This window comes from Pseudomonas sp. HMSC066A08, assembly GCF_001813025.1.
Taxonomy (GTDB): Bacteria; Pseudomonadota; Gammaproteobacteria; order Pseudomonadales; family Pseudomonadaceae; genus Pseudomonas; species Pseudomonas aeruginosa.
Window position 1 is genome coordinate 66431 of the sequence record NZ_KV811290.1, and the last position, 18244, is coordinate 84674.

Sequence of the window (18244 nt, forward strand, 5' to 3'; positions counted from 1 at the left end):
AGGCCAAGCGGCGGCGATGGTGAGCGCTCCGTGTTCCAGGGAAGCGCCCTCCATGCAACCATCCATCCGCGCTGTTCACCGCCTGGCCCTCGTCGCTGGCTTGCTGGCCGGCAGCCTGTTGGCCGCCGGCTGCGCCACGACCGCTGCGCCGTCTGCGCCAGCGGTGCCGGCCGCATCGCCAACCGCCGTCGCGCCGGAGCCGGGTTTCGTTCCGGTGGCCCGCTACGGCCGCTACACCCTGGTCGAGCTGGTGCCGGAACCTGCGCAGCGTGATCTCTTGCAGCAGGCGGTGGAGGTCTCGATTCCGCCCATGCTCGATGCCAGCGTGGGCGATGCCATGCGCCATGTGTTGCTGCGCTCGGGCTACCGGCTCTGCGATGCGGCCGAGGCCGCTACGCTCTACGCGCTGCCGCTGCCTGCCGCGCACCTGCGCCTGGGCCCGCTGATGCTGCGCGATGCCTTGCTGACCCTTGCCGGCCCCGCCTGGGAGCTGTCGGTCGATGACTTGACCCGCCAGGTCTGCTTCAGCCGGCACGGTGCTCCCACCTTCCTTTCCGCCAACCCGCCCGGCACCGCCACGCCCGTGCCGGACGCCGACCGGCCCGAGGAGATGCAGCCATGACCTTTCCCCAGGCGCCATCCGAGCGCAATTCCCGCACGCGCTGGTTCAAGATCGCCGCGGCCTTCTGGCTGCTGCTCATCAGTGCCGTGGCACTCATCAACAGCGTCGGCTTGTCGCGGCTCGCCGAACAGACCCAGAGCACCGCACAGGATGCGCAGGTCAAGGCGCTGGGCCTGCGCGTGGCCGATCTCGAACACCAGGCCAATGCGGACAAGCGCCGGCCGGTGCCGATCAGCCAGGCCGAATTCGCCAACGCGCGGCAGGCGCTGGACGAACGGATGACGCGCCTCGAAGAGGCCGATGAGGCGAGGGCCTTGGCCGTCGACCTGCAGACGCTGCTGGCGCGCGTGAACGCAATCGAAACCCGCCTGGAGAAAACCCGGCAGGTGGCATCCGCCGCTCGCCCGCGCACTCCGGTTGCGACGAAGCCCAAGGTGCCGGAGCCGCCGTTCCGGGTGCTCGGCGTGGAGCTGCGGGGAGGCGAGCGCTTTCTGTCGATCACCTCCACCGCCGCGGCCTCGCTCGCGGGCGCCCGGCTGCTGCGCGAGGGCGACGCCGAGGGCGGCTGGCAACTGCAGTCCATCGAGGCGCAGGCGGGCGTGTTCCAGGTGAACGGCCAGACGCAGCGCGTTGCGGTGCCGTAGGAGGTCGCCATGAACCTGCGGCCGTTGCTCGCTGCCGTCGTCCTGTTCGCCACTTTCGGCGCATCCGCCCAACCGGCCCCGGTGACGAACTCGCGCATGGTGCCCGCTCAAGTGCAGCCGGGCGCTGATGCCGCGCTCGACGAGAGGCAGGCGCGGGAGTGGGGGCTTCGCTCCGAGGAGTGGGCGCGTTACCGGCAACTGATGCAGGGGCCGCTCGGGGTCTATTCGCCCCAGCTCGATCCGCTCACGGCGCTCGGCATCGAGGCCCGCAGCGACGAGGAGCGCAGGCGCTACGCGGAGTTGCAGGTGCAGGCCGAGGCCCAGCGCGTCGGCAAGACGCTGGCCTACCAGCGGGCCTACGACGCGGCGTGGCAGCGCCTGTTTCCCGGCCAGCCGCGCGTGAGCCTGCCCGGCGCCAAGGCGCAGGGTGCCGGCAACACCGGCTCCGGGCGCCTGGCGGTCTTCGTCAAGGCCGACTGCGCACCGTGCGCGCAGCGCGTGCAGCAGTTGCAGGCGGCCGGCACGGCCTTCGATCTCTACATGGTCGGCAGCCGTCAGGACGACGCGCGCATCCGGCAGTGGGCCACCCAGGCGGGCATCGACCCGGCCAGGGTGCGCGCCCGCACCATCACGCTCAACCACGATGCCGGGCGCTGGCTGTCGCTGGGCCTGCCCGGCGAGCTGCCAGCCGTGGTGCGCGAGGTGAACGGCCAATGGCAGCGGCAATAGGTGCTCCGGGCCGGGAGCGTCGGCCGTCCCGCATCGCCATCCGCTGCGCCAGCGCCATGCTGCTCACCACCGGCGGCTGGGCGCTGGCCGCCCTGGCGCGGGAAGTGCCGCCGCCGGCCTATCAACTGGCGGCGCATCGTGCAGACGTGCCGGCGGCCGTGCTGTACGCGGTGGCCTTGCAGGAGAGCGGCGCCATGCTGCGCGGGCGCCTGATCCCCTGGCCGTGGACGCTCAACGTCGCTGGCTCGCCACAGCGCTACGCCACCCGCGTCGAGGCCTGCGCGGGGCTGCACCGTGCGCTCGCCCACACGCCGGCCAATCGCATCGACGCCGGCCTCGGCCAGGTCAATCTCGGCTACCACACGCATCGCTACACGCAGCCCTGCGAGCTGCTGGACCCGTACCGCAACCTCGCCATCGCTGCGGAAATCCTGCGCGAACAGCACACGCCGGGCGAGGACTGGCTGCTTGCCATCGGCCGCTATCACCGGCCCGCCGGCGGAGCACCCGCGGCGCGCTACCGGCGCAGTGTGCATCGGCACCTGACCCGCGTGCTCGACGCCGGCGTTCCCGTTCCAACCCTCCAGGCCACCACGCCATGAACCACATCGTCCTTATCGCCGCCATCGGGCTGCTGCCCACGACCACCGTCTTCGCGCAGACCGCCTCCGCGCCGTTGATCGTCGTCGAAGACCGCGGCGGCGACTCCGCGCTGCCGTACTACCGGTCGCTGAATCCTCAGCCGGATCAGGCCACACCGCCGGCCCCGATGCCGGCCCCTCGCGTGGGTAACGCAGCCGACGCCGAAGCCGCCATGCTGCCGGTGCGCTCGGCGCAACTGTCGCCGGGCGAGGTGCAGCGCCGCGTCATCCGGGCGCCGGGCCTGACGGCGCTGTTCCTGATCGGCGACGACGAGCGGTCGCGCGCCTGGCTGCGGCAGCGGCAGGCGGCGCTGCGAGAGCTGCAGGCCGTGGGCCTGGTGGTCAACGTGGAGTCGATGGCTGCGCTGACGGCGCTGCGCAGGCTGGCGCCCGGCCTGATCCTGTCGCCGGCCTCCGGCGATGACCTGGCCCAGCGCCTGGGCCTGCGCCACTACCCGGTGCTCATCACGGCCACCGGTGTCGAGCAGTAGGTGCGCAAATGGCCCAACCGCATGCGGTCGAGGTCTTGCTGCGGCCAGCGGTGGAGCTTTATACCGTGGCGGTCTGCACCGGCGCCGCGATTCTGTGCCTGGTGGCACCGTGGTCGCTCGCGCTGAACCCGCTGCTCGGCCTGGGCTCGGCGCTGGCCTTCCTGACCTTCGGCGCGATTCGCCTGCGCGATGCCTGGGCGATCCTGCGCTATCGCCGCAACATCCGCCGCCTGCCGCGCTACGTGATGACAAGTCGCGACGTGCCGGTGAGTCAGCAACGGCTGTTCGTCGGCCGGGGCTTTCGCTGGGAGCAGCGGCACACGCACCGGCTGATGCAGACCTACCGGCCGGAGTTCCGCCGCTATGTCGAGCCGACGGCGACCTACCGGGCCGCCCGGCGGCTGGAGGAGCGGCTTGAGTTCGCGCCGTTTCCCGTCTCGACGCTGGCGCGCGCGCTGGCCTGGGACAGCCCGCTCAACCCGGCGCGGCCGCTGCCGCCGGTCGGCGGACTGCCGCGCCTGCATGGCATCGAGCCGCACGAGGTCGACGTCACCCTGCCGCTGGGCGAGCGTGTCGGCCACACCCTGGTGCTGGGCACCACGCGCGTGGGCAAGACGCGGCTGGCCGAGTTGTTCATCACCCAGGACATCCGCCGCAAGGTCCGCGGCGAGCACGAGGTAGTGATCGTCTTCGACCCCAAGGGCGATGCGGACCTGTTGAAGCGCATGTACGTCGAGGCCAAGCGCGCCGGGCGCGAAGGCGAGTTCTACGTGTTCCATCTGGGCTGGCCGGACATCTCGGCGCGCTACAACGCCGTCGGCCGGTTCGGGCGGATCTCCGAGGTGGCCACGCGCATCGCCGGACAGCTCTCGGGCGAAGGCAACAGCGCCGCGTTCCGCGAATTCGCCTGGCGCTTCGTCAACATCATCGCGCGCGCCCTGGTCGAGCTGGGGCAGCGGCCGGACTACCTGCTGATCCAGCGCCACGTCATCAACATCGACGCGCTGTTCATCGAGTACGCCCAGCACTACTTCGCCAAGAACGAGCCGAAGGCCTGGGAGGTCATCGTCCAGCTCGAAGCGAAGCTGAACGAGAAGAACATCCCGCGCAACATGATCGGGCGCGAGAAGCGCGTGGTGGCCCTCGAACAGTACCTGTCCCAAGTGCGCATCTATGACCCGGTGCTCGACGGCCTGCGCAGCGCCGTGCGCTACGACCGGACCTACTTCGACAAGATCGTCGCTTCGCTGCTGCCGCTGCTGGAGAAGCTCACCACCGGCAAGATCGCGCAACTGCTCGCACCGAACTATTCCGACCTGTCCGACCCGCGACCGATCTTCGACTGGATGCAGGTCATCCGCAAACGCGCGGTGGTCTACGTGGGGCTGGATGCGCTGTCCGACGCCGAAGTCGCGGCGGCGGTGGGCAACTCGATGTTCAGCGATCTGGTCTCGGTCGCCGGCCACATCTACAAGTTCGGCATCGACGACGGGCTACCCGGCGCCGCGGCGGGCACCAAGATTCCGATCAACGTCCACGCCGACGAATTCAACGAACTCATGGGCGACGAGTTCATTCCGATGGTCAACAAGGGCGGCGGTGCCGGCGTGCAGGTGACGGCCTACACGCAGACCTTGAGCGACATCGAGGCCCGCATCGGCAATCGTGCCAAGGCCGGCCAGGTGGTCGGCAACTTCAACAACCTGTTCATGCTGCGCGTGCGCGAGACCGCCACCGCCGAGCTGCTGACGCGACAACTGCCCAAGGTCGAGGTGTACGCCACGGCGCTGATGAGCGGCGCCACCGACAGCTCCGATCCGCACGGCAATACCGCGTTCACGTCCAACACCCAGGACCGCATCAGCAGCAACAGCGTGCCGTTGATCGAGCCGGCGCATGTGGTGGCGCTGCCCAAGGGGCAGTGCTTCGCGCTGACCGAGGGCGGCAACCTCTGGAAAGTCCGCATGCCGCTGCCGGCACCCGACCCCGACGAAGCCATGCCGAAGGATCTGCAGGAGCTGGCCGGCTACATGCGACAGCACTACGTCGAGGCAGGAGACTGGTGGGAGAACCAAGGCATCCCCGGCCTGCAGGACAAGGCGCTGCCCGACGACCTGCTGGACGACTTCAAGCAGATGGCCGCGGCTGAAGAGGCCGAAGCATGAGCGATCCGGCCGTCGCGGCACAGCGCCAGCAGCAACGACAGCAGGGCCTGATCGCCAGCCTGGTCACGCTGCCGTTCCGCTTCTTCGGCGTGCTGTGCGGCGCGCTGCTGCTGTGCATCCTGATCGAATGCGTCGGCATGCACTTCTTCTGGCCCGAGCAGGGCTGGCGCCACGCGCAGGGCATGCTGCACTACGAGCTGGATCAGCTCTCCACGCATTTCACCCGCAGCGCGCTGGTGCAGGAGCCGGGGCGCACCGCGCACCGGCTGGTCGAGCAGGGCTACGACTGGCTGTTCGTGAAAAGCGGTCTGCTGGACTGGATACGCGACGCCTCGGCGCAGGCCAGCGCCGGCAGCCATCGCCCGACCAGGGATTTCCACTACTACCTTGGCTTGGTCTACGTGAACGTGGAGAGCTACCTGATCGCGGCGGCCTACACGACGCTGGTCTTCCTCGTGCGGCTGCTGGTGCTTTGCCTGACCCTGCCGCTGTTCCTGATGGCCGCCTTCGTCGGACTCGTGGACGGGCTGGTGCGCCGGGACATCCGCCGCTTCGGCGCGGGACGCGAGTCGGGGTTCATCTATCACCGCGCCAGGGCCAGCCTGATCCCGCTGGCCGTGCTGCCGTGGGTGACTTACCTGGCACTGCCGGTCAGCGTGAACCCGCTGCTGATCCTGCTGCCCAGCGCCGCGTTGCTCGGCGTGGCGGTGTGCATTGCGGCGGCGACGTTCAAGAAGTATCTGTAGCTGCCCTGCGCCAGGTCAGATGAACGAAGCCATGGCAAATACGTTTCAAGCAATCTTCTTTTGCCTGTCTCGCAGAGACGCGGCCCAGTCCTTCAAAGCCTGAATGTCCTGAAAGAGATCAGCAGGTGGTGGCGGCGCGGCATTCCTGCCGCTGGATGGATCGTGTGCGTCAACAATGTCGCAGCACTTCTTGAATCCGGCGGCGAAAGCATCGCAGTCAGCCTCGGTGAGCGCACTGACCTTCTTCAGGTCCTTGGCGTTGATGTAGTCCCTGTGGCGTTGAATAACGCGGACGAAAGCGATGTCCTCCAGGCCGCGCTCCCATGTGGCGCGCAGCGCGTTGTAGAGCTTTGCCACCTCGACCGCGTACTCGTCTTCCTGGTTGTTGTCATGCAGCAGCTTTGCCGCACGCGCTGCCTTCTCCAACTTGTCGATGCGATCTTCGACGCTCTGGGCCTTCCAGGGCAGGCCGTCGGCCACCATACCGGCTCCCGCGGCGCCACGACTGAGCGTCGTAAGCCGCACTGCACGCCCGGTCTTCGTCGCGTGGTCATTCAGATCGTTCACGAACACCAGATCATGCGTGAAGACGATGACCTGACGGTTCTCCGCTTCTTCCACGAGACGCTTGGCCACCCGCCCACGCCAGCGATGGTCCAACGAGGACACCGGGTCATCGAAGACCAGAGCAGAGCGGTGCATCGCGGTGGCAAGCTCGGTCATGAAGGCGGCCAGCGCCACGCAGGTCTTTTCCCCTTCGCTCAGGATTTCGTGGACCTTGGCATCCGGCTTGGCGAAGAGGCGTACCTGATATTGCGGTGAGCCGTACTTGCCGCCGGAGCGCACGATTTCGACGCGAACCTTGGAGGCCGCAAGCCTGACAATCTCTTCCTGAAATCTGTCGCGCAGCCGAGGCGTAATCACGGTGTCGGCAATGTCGTTGCCCATCTTGGTGATGGTGTTCGTCGCCGTGTCGCCCGCACACTCGGTCAGAAACTGGATTGTCTTCAGCCGCTGGATTTCGTCAGTGACGACCGGCAGCATGCCGGCGAGCAGCGCCCGGTCGCTCAGCTCGGCGAAATCGGCTTCGAGCTTCTTGCGTTCATCCGCGTCAGCGGACTTGCGCAGCTCGGCGGCGTAGTTGCGGATCGTGGTCTGAAGCTGGCCGAGATCAGGCAGCGGCGACGGTGGAACGGGCGGAAGCTGTAGCTCGCCGTTTCCGCCCAGGGCTTTGAGCAGAACGTGGCGCCGCAGCCGGGCTGCGGCGATGAAGCGGCGCGTCTGCTGCTGCAGCGCTTCATTCTGGAGGCCCAGCTCGTCAAGACTGGCCTTCACCGCCCGCGTGCCGATTGCCCCGACAGCTATGGTCTGCCGTGCGGTCTGAGCTGCCTTCTCTGCCTCGCGTGCCAACTGTTCCGTATCCTTCTGGATGAAGTCCTCGAAGCGTGCCATCCGTGCACGTGCCTCAGCTTCCAATGGCTGCTGGCAAAGCATGCAATGCGCGTCTTCGGCCGACGGCGGAAACGGCTGTCCGGGGTATGCGATCTCCGTCGAGTAGCGTCGGGCGGAATCCCAAAGCGCCCGCCATGTCTCGCCGCCGACGCCGGCAAGGGGTTCCCCCGTGAAGGCCTTCTCCGCGGCAAGACGTGCGGCGTCCCGTTTCGACCGTGCGTCCCTGGCGAGGGCAGCGGCTGCCAGCAGTTCCTCATCGGTGGTTCTGGCTACAACGCTGTTCACCGCGGTAATCAGCCGCATGACGTTGTCGGCTTTGACGGTCTGTTCCGCCGCTGCCTTGGTCGGATTCTTCGACAGGTCTGCCCGCAGACGCTCAAGACGGGCGCTTTCGTCTGCCGAGAGCGCCGCCAGGGTTTCGATCTTCTTTGCGTCAGTATTGGCGTTCAGCGCGGCAAGCGTCTTCCCCACGGCCGTGGTGGCCTTCCAGGTCGGCGCCGCAAAGATCGGATTGCGGGCCTTCTCAAGCTGCTTCTGTTCAGCTGCGAGGGCATCCTTCACCGCCTGACAGGCTGCAGCAAGCTCATCCGGTACGTCCAGACCAAAGGGCCGGAATGCAACTTCGTTCTTCTCGCGGATATGCACGGAGGCGCAGTCGCTATCGAACACGCTCACTGCAGACAGCGTTGCATGCGGATTTGCGCCGTTCTGCCACTGCTCGACCGGCTGCGGCACACCGCCGACCCCGTACGCGATGTTCGCGCCGACGCGCTTCGGGGGCTGATCGGCATACACATTGGGTTCGATTTTTCCGGCATGCCTTGCACGACATGCGCGCTTCAGGATGCGTGCGTAGCCGGACTTGCCCGCACCGTTGTCGCCGTAGATGATCGTTATTCCATTCGGCTCGAAGCCGAGGGTCTGACCGGCGGCAAGGTTGTTCACGCCGGTCACGTCGGCGATCGACAGAAGCGATACCGCGGCGGTCTGACCGGGGTTGGCCGGAAGGTGGGCCTTCTCCAGCGGTACCGCTTTCAGCGCGCCTACGGGGGCACCTTTGCCCTGTTTGCAAAGGTCCACGAGTTCGCCGATATCGGCGTCCGTCAGACGGCCGTTTGCGATGATGCGGCGCAGGGCGTCACGCTGCCAGAGTGGACGATCCTTTGACCAGTCCAGAATCGTTTCCAGGACGGTCTTTTGCTGTGCGGCGGGTTTCTGCATTTCTTGTTCCTCCGTCGCGCTCCAGGATGATGGCAAAGCGCCGCTCGGTGTCCGAATCGAACTTCTCGGCGGGGCGCTTCAAGAACTTGTGACCGCCAATCTTGGGCGCTCAGGGTTCGCTCACAACCACGCCTTCGAGACGCCCCTTGTCGAGAATATCCAGCAACACCACACTCTGCTTTTCTGTCGGGAGCTTGGAGGGAATCTGCATGGCGACCCTAAGCACGCCGTCTTCCTTCGGCGTGAGCAGATCCTTCTCAAGCAGCGACTGATGGATGCGAGCCCATTCCGCAGCGGGAACAGCCAGCACTTTTCGCTGCGCCTCGATGCCGTTGTCGATCCTCTGCGTCTGCTTCGCAGTCTTCACGATCGCTGCCTGATCATCCTGCGGAACAAGTCGATCGTAGAACTCGGGCGGGAGGAGATTGGCAATGGCGTCGGTACGAGCCTGTATCCTCGTCCAGCACGCCTCCTTCTTGCACCACTCGGAAATGTTGGAAATGCCTTGCGGTGGTCTGATGATGTCGTCGTTCACGACCCCCGACACGACAGCGATGGCACTTTCGAGCACCGGATCGACCTTCTGTGCATTCCAGATGCCCAGAAAGTCGATGCTCTCCTTCCTGCGCTTCGTGATGTCACCGAGTACCGCCAGCGTGTAGGCCACGATGTTTGCTCGGTACCCGCCGTTGTACCAAGGCTGCGCAGAAACGATGCGCTCCGTGGCGCGGAAGATCAGGCCACGTGCGACAGCCCTCTTGAAATAGAACTCGTTGAACGCGTCGGATGATTTCTCCCACTCGCTGCCGATTCGGGCGGCGTAGCGCGCAAAGTTCTTCTGGGAGCCAAGATTCACCCACCTGGGGTGGTCATCCCAGACATTCTCGAACTTCGCAAGATCCGTCTTCGTGAACATCTGTGGCTTGGGATGCTCCGCCTTGAAGCGACGCTGTTCCGCAGGCGTGAGCTTCGACTGCGCATCGGCATACTGGCCGCGTGCGCGCTCATAGAACCACCTCGTCTCGCGCGGGGCGCCCTTCTGCGCCGGCGCCCAAATCCGTCGGGAAAACCCTTCCATCCGCACATGGAACGGGTGGTTCGAGAAGAAGTCGGCGGCATTCACCCGATTCTGGGTGTTCGCATACTCCGATATCCTTGGAACGACCGTTTCGCTCTGTCGGCTGTCGATGACAGACAGCTTCAACTGGACGAATATCTGGGAAAGATCGGCCTTGTCCCGCTTCCGTGTGTGGAACAGCGATGCCGTGGTCTGGCCACCATTGACGATCTGGAGATCGACAACCCTGGTGATCGCCAGACCGGAATCCGTCATCCCTGTCTCGACACTCTGTGCAGTAGCCGTAATCCCGTTGTTGTAGGCAAAGAACATCCCAGGTTCGTTCAGGATCGTCGCCCTTATTCCCTGGTTCACATTGCCGCGCGCCTGCAGGAACGTACGGACGTTCTGCTCAAGCAACCGCGCTCCGAATCTTTCGTACAGGGTCGCCAGCACCTCGGCAGGCATGACCATGAGATAGGATTGATAGGCATCGGTCCCCAGGTGTGCGGGAAGGCAGGCGATGCCCTTGCCGAACATCTGCTCGAAGTCGAGGTCGAGTGGCTCCTTGTGGCTGCGGGAGCTTCGCTGACGATGAAGTCGTGAGATGTCCCAGATGTGGTGAGCAACCGGAACACCTGCCACTTCCGTATCGGGAAGGGCCTGGATTTTCTCGCTGAGCGTGCGCTCGGAGAAGAGAACCAGGTTGACCTGCCGAATGGCGTCCTTGCGATCCGCAATCTGCCTGGCAAGGCCGTACTCCGGCGATGTGACCTCCAGTTCGCCGGCCAGGCCCTTGTTGGCGCTGGCCTCGAAGAAGTTGGCAACACGCTTGAATGCCGCGGCCACTTCCGTTCTGGTGAGCGATGCTAGCTCGTTTCGGGAGTCGAAGTCCGCGATGAAGAGGTCCAGAACTCCTTCGTCATTGAACCAGTAGCCGTCCACGCGCATACCACGCTGCGCCCGGAAATGGCAGAGTTCGAACCCTTCCGTGAAGCCTGTCTCGACAAGGTCGTTCGCGATGGCCTCCATGAATTCGGAGAGCTGGAAGCTGCCATTGGCCTCGGCGCCCGCCAAAAGTTCCTGTCGGAAGTCGTGGAAGAACTCTTCGTCGGTCTGCTCCATCAATCCTCCCCGAAGATGGATGCTTCGTCACACTTGTACGGAGCAATCGTTTCCAGCCTGATGTCGTAGGCCACGTTGGCAATCCCTGGCGGCAGTTGCGACCGCATCAGACGCGGAAATCCGTCACCAACACGATAGCTGCGCACGTCGCTGACGACAAAGCGAGGCTCATCGTAGTCAGGGAGCGGCGCGTAGCCGTGCGCAACCAGCTTCCGGTCAAAGGCCTCGACGGCGTCCGCCTCGCCGAGCCGTGCCTGGACTGCAGTGACGATCTCGTTGAGCGATCGAGCTCCTGCCGCGTCGGCCAGACTGCTCAGCCGGTACACGCGCAGGAACAGCGCATCGTTCAGGGATTCGAGCTGGTCTTCCGATGAAATGCGGACGCTGCTCCGCTCTGCGCCAGAGAGCGATTTGACCTCGACGGCTGTGTTGCCAAAGATGAAATCCTGATGTGATCGTTCCGGACCGAGCCAGGCCTCGACGGCGTCACTGCTCGACATCTGCCGATCGATCAGTTCCGTCAGAAAGACGATTTCGGCGAAGAGACCGCGGACTTCCTCGATGGACAGGTGCTGACTCCGGCCTGACAGGAAGGTCTTCCAACGGCGGATGTGTGCCAGAGAGATCGCGAGAGAACTCGCCGAGTCGGTGGCGTGCTCCAGCGAGGATGCAAGGGTGCGGCACAGTCCTTCGAAGAGATCGCGGTCGACCTGCCTTTCAAGGGCGAGGACCAAGTGCTGCTGTCCCTGATCTCCGGCACGAAGATCGACATCGATGCCGTTCACCGTGACCGCGTTCTTCCGGTACTGGGCTGCGTGGTCGCCCTGAAGCTCCACGATGAACAGGCAGGCGCCACTGGCATCGCGTCCCCAGAAACAGGGCACGGCCGTTCCCACCGCAACCTGGCGGACATTGAAGTCCGCTCCCGGAACGGCGATGTCATCCCACGGAGAGGACTCAGGCATCGTAGTCATCCTCCTCGTCAGGATCGTCGGCGTAACCCTGCATCTGCTGGAGCCAGACCTTGTTCACGACGACATTGATGGTCGTCGAATAGTCCCCGTAGGGAAAACTGACGCCGAAGGCGGCGATCGGTCCCGTCACGGCCTCGCCCTTGGGCTCCAGGCTGTGAATCATGAGGAGCGGCTTGTTCCGGACCATACGGTAATGTGTGTCGGATACCGCTCCTGAGCCATCTTCGCCGCCAGCCAGCGTCCTGGCCTCATTGCGTTGTGCGTCGCTGAGCCCGAGCTTCTCGTCGCCACGCGAGGCAACCCTGTCCTTGTTCAGGCGCCACGAAGTGCCGTTCGGCTGATCCTTCCCGACGACGCGCACCTGATTCCTCAGGGTGAACGGGTTTTCACCGCCTGAGCCACCCGAAGGGGAAATCAGCAGAACATCGGCCAGCGGGCGCTTCGTCGCAATCCGTTCGAGATAGCTCACCACGTCCGACTTCTGTCCGGCAAAGGTCGAATGGCATTCGAACCGGGTGAGGAAGTCGTCGATCACCTCGACAGGCACGTCCCTGAAGATGACGCCCTTTTCGGTGGACTCCTCCGGTCGCCCGCCGAATCCACTTCGCCAGTGATCGCCGATCAGCGCAAGGTTCCTGGCATTCACGTCAGGGTCGGTGGAGACAATGTAGCTCTCCCGCAGTCGTCCACTGAAACTCTGCTCGACCGTGACCTCCTGGCCCGATCGCATCTTGTTCGCCGCCGTGATCAGCAGGCTGTCCGGATGCGAGCGGACGTACAGGCCAAAATCCTTCGGGCTGAGGCGATCGCGCCGCATGCGCTTGACCTGCTGTACAAGCTCTTCGGCGGCATCGGCGATGTGGGAGTACCAGTTGATCGAGTCGCGCGAGAGATGGACGCGGCAGAGGTCCTCGAAGCCCGGCCGGTAGCCGAACCAGCGGCCCATCTGCATGAGGGTGTCGTACATCTTCGTATTGCGGTACATGTAGCTGACGGTCAACCCCTCGATGGTCAAGCCTCGGGAGAGGCTCAGACCACCGACCGCGACCGCGGTCAACCCGACTCCTTCCTTCGCGTAGCGGGCGTAGTCGAGCACCTCGTCACTCTTGCTGTTGATGACATAGAGGTGGAGGTGCTCGAAGACGCCGCTGAGGGCAGTCTTCACTTCCGCCCAGGTAAACCCAGCATCGGCATACTCGGCATCGAAGGCATGCTTCAGGCCCTGCATGTACGCGTTTCTTGAGGAAACCTCTTCCGGCATCGCGTAGTTGGCGAGAACCGCTTCCCTGATCTTCTTCTCCCTGAGACTCAGGAAGTCACGCACGGCCTTCTGAACGGGCACGAAGCGCGACACATTGACCATCATTGAGCAATGCTTGCTGGTCTGCCCACGCAGGTTCCGGATGGCGCGGGCGACGATGAATTCGTCGAGTGCGCGATAGAGGCTGGGGGGCAACTCGTGGACGGGATCGTCACGCTTGTGGGCGTACGGGATGAGATCCTCGCAATCGTCGATCGGCCTCACGATCGATTGACTGGTCGCCTCGTCGAGGAACACCTTCTCGGCACCGAAGTACGTCGTTGGCGCGTCCAGGCAATAGATGAAGTCGCGCGGGAACAGCTCCTCACGCACATCATCGCCATAGGCGTCGGGGTTGATGAAGATGTTGGCGAACGGTGTCGCCGTGTAGCCGACATAGCACGATTTCGCGAACAGCCCGAGGATGCGCCGGATCATCGCATTCGTTCGGGTCGGATCCAGATCCTCCTTGTTCGTGTTGATCGACGCGTTGTCGGCCTCGTCGTCAATCAGCAGCATCGGCACGTCGGAAATCCGGCCATCGCCCTCGGCGTTCAGCTCCTTCAGCCACTTGTGAAGAGCCGTGAGCGTCGTGACGTTCTTCTTGATGACCAGAATGATCGGCTTGCTGAAGTCGTTGATCTTCCAGCCGCTCTTTTCCGCCGTGTTCTTGTTGAAGTCCTCGTTGATGTTGGTGAGGGTGGCCGGATGCGGATAGCCCGGCGCGAGGCCGACACCGATGTTGCGACGATCCTCGGGATCGCTGGATCGGCCGATGAAAGCCTCATCGATGCGCTGCTGCGTCTGCTTGCGCAGATTGTTGTGAATGCCGGCGACGACGATGATGAACTTGTAGCCAGCGTCGGCGGCGCGTGCTATCAGGCCGGTGTAGTTGGCCGTCTTGCCCGACTGCACATGACCGATGACAAGTCCGCGACGGTTCAAAGTTGTGCCCTCGCTCAACGGGTCCTGCAGGTGGCCGAGAATGCGGGTCGTCACATCGCTCAGCGACTGGACCATCTGCGGTGGCCAACCTTCCTTGAGAAGAAAGTTTCCATAGGATTCCGCATAGGTCCAGGCGACATCCTCACGCTTGTGGACCCACTGATCATCATGCTTCGCAGTGACATCCACCAGCGAAACACCGGCACCCATGCGCGTGTCGACCGAGATCATCGCCTCGGTGACGATATTGCGGAGATCACCCGTATAGCCGAAGATCGCGGCGATCTGTCTCGCCTTCTCCTCCACCTGCTCGCGCGTCGGCGTCTCGGCCATGTTGGCAAGGCCCGAGATGAGCGCGTTGGCGATGTTCCGTTCTTCCGTGATGACTGTGAGGCTCATGCAAAGGTCTCGCTGATGAATTTTTCGGCCAGTTCGATCTGGCCATCGAAAAGGTGCGTCGAGCGCACGATCTGGAGAAAGGCATTCGGATCGCCCGGCCCGTCGCCGTAGAGCACCTTCCTGAGACTCTTCAGGCGCTCCAAAGTCTGACTTTCATCCACCGCCCTCTGGTTGAACTCGCGCGGATGGGTCGAGTAATCGGAATAGATCATCTCCACCGGCAGGGAGGCGGCAATCGAATCCAGCAGGACACGAAGCAGATCCGCATTCTCGGGCGAGAGTCTTGTGCCCAGGGATGCGATGAGCGGGTGCTGCTCGTTGATTGCGAAACGGATGCCGCCGTGATCGGCGTAGCGCTCCCAGAACGGGGCCTGGCTTTCCTGAAAAAGCCTCTGCCCGCGTCCCCGATGCACCGTCACGCTGCGGGCAGTGATCCTGTTGATGATCTGACGCAGGCGCTCCCGCACCGCATGCGGCGGGCGGGCACGCGATTTCTTGATGTCGATGGTCCAGGCTTCGTCCAGACTGTTGGGAAAGTCGATCTGTACCCGCGCCAACTTGGTGGCCTCACCCTTCGGCACGAGTCTGAACCAGTCGCCCCAGGCCATCAGGCGGCCGTTTCGATAGACGTAGCCCCCCTGATTGGAGATGAAGTCACTGCGATCCTGGTAGTAGTCGTACTCGGACGCGGACAGACGACTGTGGTGTGGAAGCACGTAAGGCTGCAGGCGCACCTCGGCCTCGCCGATGCGGACGATCTCCTCCGGAAGCACCTGGGTGGCAGGATTCTTCCTGCAGAAGGGGTCGAATGCCGTAATCGGACGACCATTGACGGTGAGAGAAATCCTGGCATGTCCCTTGATCTCACCCGAGAGAAACCGGTGGAAGACAAGTGACAGATGTCTGCCCACCGCCTCAAGCTTCTCATTGACGATCTCGTCTCGACGATCCCCGGCCTCGTCCTCCATCAATCGGTCGAGCTCTCGCCAGATAACGGCCGTGCCCCGGGCGCCGAGCCGTTCGACATAAGGCAACCCATGGATGTCCGCATCGTCCAGGATGGAAAGAATCCAGTCGTCGGCAGCATCGATGCGATCCAGATTCCATTCGGCTCCGCAGACAGTTCCATCGCGCGTGCTCACAACGGTCAGCGAGCGACATTGGGAAAACGAGGCTGTCTTCAGGCCAAGGCCGAAGCGCCCAAGATCCTTCGGCGACCGATGCTGCCTGGGGTTGCCGGTCCCATGACGCATCGCATCGAGCAGCTCGTCTTCCGTCATCCCCCTGCCGTTGTCGAGGATGACCATCACAGGATGCTCACCGGACACATCGCAAATGATGTCGATGGTGTCCGCGCCAGCGGAAATGCTGTTGTCGATCAGATCGGCAATCGCAGTTTCGAGCGAGTACCCAAGGTCCCGCATCGATTCGGAAAGGCAGGCCGCGCTCGGCGGATGACTGCGATCACGAGCCATCGGCTTCCTCTTGCGTCTTCTCGTGAGTCACGTGCATGGTAAGCTCCGAATTGCTGCTTCGGGTGTCGTCTTCATCCGTTCGCATTGCCAAGCGGAAGCGCGGAGCTGCCATTTCTGCAGACATTCAGGCGGAAGATGCTCAAGACCATGCGCGTTCCTACCACTCCGCAGCGCAGCCGCATGATGTCGAGCATTCGCGGAAAGAACACCCGGCCGGAACGGATACTTCGCTCCCTCCTTTTCGCCAGGGGTTTTCGATATCGACTTCATGTGCGGGGGCTGCCCGGCTCCCCCGACCTTGTGTTCCCGAAGCGCAGAGCAGTGGTGTTCGTCCATGGCTGCTTCTGGCACCGACATGAAGGCTGCCGCTACACAACCACTCCCAGGACCAATGAAGATTTCTGGCGGCAGAAATTCCAGGGAAATGTCGCTCGCGACAGGCGCCATGCGGAGATGCTCCATGCTCTCGGCTGGCGCGTGGCGGTCGTCTGGGAGTGCGCCTTGAAGCACTCGGTCGAGGAGACTGCGCAAGCGGTTGAGGAGTGGCTGCATGGCGATGAAGATGTCCTGGTGATTGGTCAGAGCATTGACTAGCCCGCTTCGGCAAGCACCGGAAGCTGTTCTGGCAGGTTTCGCGGCACGCTTCCCGCCGGCCTCTTCTGTACGGCATCACCAGCCTGCCTCCGCCTCCTCCTGCTCATCTCGTTCAGAAGACTACGAACGATCTTGGCCAGTTTGTGGGCAAGCAACGGAGGCACCGCATTGCCGACCTGGGTGTACTGCTCCGTGCGGTTGCCCGCGAAGACGTAGTTGTCGGGAAACGTCTGGAGCCGTGCTGCTTCCCTGACCGTGAGACTTCTGCATTGGGAGGGGTCGTAGTGGATGTAGTAGTGCCCGTCCTTGGCAATGTGAGCCACCACCGTGGTGGACGGTTCGTTCCTGCACTGCACGCGGAACCGATCCTTGAACGGGATCGCTTCGGATTCCCGATCGACATGCACATTGATGTGATCGGGAAGCAGCTTGGGAGGGAACACATCCAGCCGTGGGCAATATCCCCATAAATGAGCGAAGCTGGCCGAGAAAAGATAGCGAGCAAGATCGGATGCCATGTGCGCGCGCGCTTCATGCTGACAGACACCACCCAGGCTTCGGTCGTGAAGCCATTGCTGAAGCTCGGTCGGCTTCTTCGGCCTTCTATAGCCTCGTGAAATGAAGGCGCCACCGGTCGTGGTGCTGGTTGCCGCAGCGGCAAAGGCACGCATTGTCCCGATCATGACGGACTCGTTTTCTGTCCTCCATCCCTTGACGTAAGAGGGGGCAGCCTGAACAGCCTTGCGCCATGCCTCCACTGAATCGCCACGCGACAGCTTGCTGCGGATTCGGGGAAGATCGTCAATGGCCTGTTTGACCGTGACAGGCCTTGCTACTGGTGCCAGCAACTGGTGTTGAGGCATGTCCAGCCCCTTTCTCACTCCGAGCAGAATCACGCGATGCCTGCTTTGCGGGATCCCATGGCGCTCAGAATGGATAAGGTAGTCGGTGGGTTCCAGCGAACTGCCGTCGCCCTTCTTGGTGAAGGATCGGATCTCATATTCGAGCCCCTCGGTCGGCATCGAAAGATCCGCAATGATCTTCTCGAACATCGGGTCGCCGGAGTGCTTTGAGGAAAGCAGACCCTTGACATTCTCCATCACGAAGATGGTGGGCTTGTGCACCTGGATGATTCTCAGGTACTCCCTGTAGAGGAAGTGCTTTTCATCCTTGTGAAAGTCCTTGTCGTTGGCGCGTCTGGAGCGCCCCGCCAGCGAATACGCCTGGCAGGGCGGGCCGCCGATCAGCACCCAGGTTTCCTGCCCCTTCAGTGCAGCACGAATTTCCCTGTCGATACTGGCTTCGTCGGACTTGCCAAGCTCCAGGCACCTCGCCTCGGCGGCAGCATGCTCGAAGGCGCTGGCCACGGCAGGGATCCTGCGGAAAGCGGCCTCATCGATCTCGCCCCGTATGTAGCTGTAGTAGTGCTTGACGTCCTTGGTGCCACGCAAACGCCTGAACACTGCCCTGAGCGTCAGCGTGCGATGTGCGACAGCATCCTTTTCAATGGAAAGGGCGATCTCGAAGAATGGCTGCCGCTTGTGGCCCTGCAGGGAAGCAAATCCTTCCCCGAGCCCTCCTGGGCCAGCAAAAAGATCAATTATGGGAACTGGCACGCCAGCAATCCTCCCCTTGGTTCTTTCCCGAACGTGATTCGGTTGCCG

At 63.6% G+C, this 18244-nt stretch carries 14 protein-coding genes; 8 read left to right on the plus strand and 6 right to left on the minus strand.

Features of this window, described 5'->3' with window-relative positions:
* Positions 1-52 precede the first annotated feature (52 nt).
* Genes HMPREF2886_RS09530 through HMPREF2886_RS09560 form a run of 7 tightly spaced genes read left to right on the plus strand, consistent with a single transcriptional unit; the run spans position 53 to position 6038 of the window.
* The gene (locus HMPREF2886_RS09530; RefSeq protein WP_019484602.1) at positions 53-622 is read left to right on the plus strand and encodes a PFGI-1 class ICE element type IV pilus protein PilL2; all 570 of its coding nucleotides are present in this window, start codon (positions 53-55) and stop codon (positions 620-622) included.
* Entirely contained in the window at positions 619-1266 is a 648-nt protein-coding gene (locus tag HMPREF2886_RS09535; protein WP_019484603.1) for a hypothetical protein, read from the plus strand. Before HMPREF2886_RS09530 ends, HMPREF2886_RS09535 begins: the two co-directional genes overlap by 4 nt.
* A 9-nt stretch (positions 1267-1275) precedes the next feature.
* On the plus strand, positions 1276-1995 hold the full coding sequence (locus HMPREF2886_RS09540) for a TIGR03759 family integrating conjugative element protein (RefSeq protein WP_019485290.1): 720 nt from the start codon (positions 1276-1278) through the stop codon (positions 1993-1995).
* The gene (locus HMPREF2886_RS09545) at positions 1980-2597 is read left to right on the plus strand and encodes a lysozyme family protein (protein WP_023083172.1); all 618 of its coding nucleotides are present in this window, start codon (positions 1980-1982) and stop codon (positions 2595-2597) included. Before HMPREF2886_RS09540 ends, HMPREF2886_RS09545 begins: the two co-directional genes overlap by 16 nt.
* A complete protein-coding gene (locus HMPREF2886_RS09550; protein WP_023083171.1) occupies positions 2594-3127 on the plus strand; it encodes an integrating conjugative element protein in 534 nt (177 codons plus the stop codon). Before HMPREF2886_RS09545 ends, HMPREF2886_RS09550 begins: the two co-directional genes overlap by 4 nt.
* Positions 3128-3135: 8 nt before the next feature.
* Positions 3136-5292 (plus strand): type IV conjugative transfer system coupling protein TraD, encoded by a 2157-nt coding sequence (traD, locus tag HMPREF2886_RS09555; protein WP_023083170.1) that lies wholly within the window; start codon positions 3136-3138, stop codon positions 5290-5292.
* Entirely contained in the window at positions 5289-6038 is a 750-nt protein-coding gene (locus tag HMPREF2886_RS09560) for a TIGR03747 family integrating conjugative element membrane protein (protein WP_023083169.1), read from the plus strand. The genes traD and HMPREF2886_RS09560 overlap by 4 nt, the downstream gene beginning before the upstream one ends.
* 45 nt (positions 6039-6083) lie before the next feature.
* Here the strand turns inward: HMPREF2886_RS09560 and HMPREF2886_RS09565 are convergent, their stop codons facing one another.
* The 5 genes from HMPREF2886_RS09565 to HMPREF2886_RS09585 form a co-directional block, all read right to left on the minus strand.
* Positions 6084-8711: an AAA family ATPase gene (locus HMPREF2886_RS09565; RefSeq protein ID WP_019484542.1), complete on the minus strand. Its 2628-nt coding sequence runs from the start codon at positions 8709-8711 to the stop codon at positions 6084-6086.
* Between the two features lie 109 nt (positions 8712-8820).
* The gene (locus HMPREF2886_RS09570; RefSeq protein WP_019484543.1) at positions 8821-10893 is read right to left on the minus strand and encodes an AIPR family protein; all 2073 of its coding nucleotides are present in this window, start codon (positions 10891-10893) and stop codon (positions 8821-8823) included.
* Entirely contained in the window at positions 10893-11858 is a 966-nt protein-coding gene (locus HMPREF2886_RS09575; protein WP_019484544.1) for a PD-(D/E)XK motif protein, read from the minus strand. Before HMPREF2886_RS09575 ends, HMPREF2886_RS09570 begins: the two co-directional genes overlap by 1 nt.
* Positions 11851-14511 (minus strand): Z1 domain-containing protein, encoded by a 2661-nt coding sequence (locus tag HMPREF2886_RS09580; RefSeq protein ID WP_070747204.1) that lies wholly within the window; start codon positions 14509-14511, stop codon positions 11851-11853. Before HMPREF2886_RS09580 ends, HMPREF2886_RS09575 begins: the two co-directional genes overlap by 8 nt.
* Complete coding sequence (locus HMPREF2886_RS09585) at positions 14508-15986, minus strand: ATP-binding protein (RefSeq protein ID WP_019484546.1); 1479 nt, start codon at positions 15984-15986, stop codon at positions 14508-14510. Before HMPREF2886_RS09585 ends, HMPREF2886_RS09580 begins: the two co-directional genes overlap by 4 nt.
* 135 nt (positions 15987-16121) lie before the next feature.
* Between HMPREF2886_RS09585 and HMPREF2886_RS09590 the strand changes: the two genes are divergently transcribed.
* Positions 16122-16580 carry a very short patch repair endonuclease gene (locus HMPREF2886_RS09590; protein ID WP_009397211.1) on the plus strand — a complete coding sequence of 153 codons (459 nt, stop codon included), beginning with the start codon at positions 16122-16124 and terminating at the stop codon, positions 16578-16580.
* Here HMPREF2886_RS09590 and HMPREF2886_RS09595 read toward each other — a convergent pair.
* Positions 16577-18196: a DNA cytosine methyltransferase gene (locus HMPREF2886_RS09595; protein ID WP_019484547.1), complete on the minus strand. Its 1620-nt coding sequence runs from the start codon at positions 18194-18196 to the stop codon at positions 16577-16579. The genes HMPREF2886_RS09590 and HMPREF2886_RS09595 overlap by 4 nt on opposite strands.
* Positions 18197-18244 lie beyond the last annotated feature (48 nt).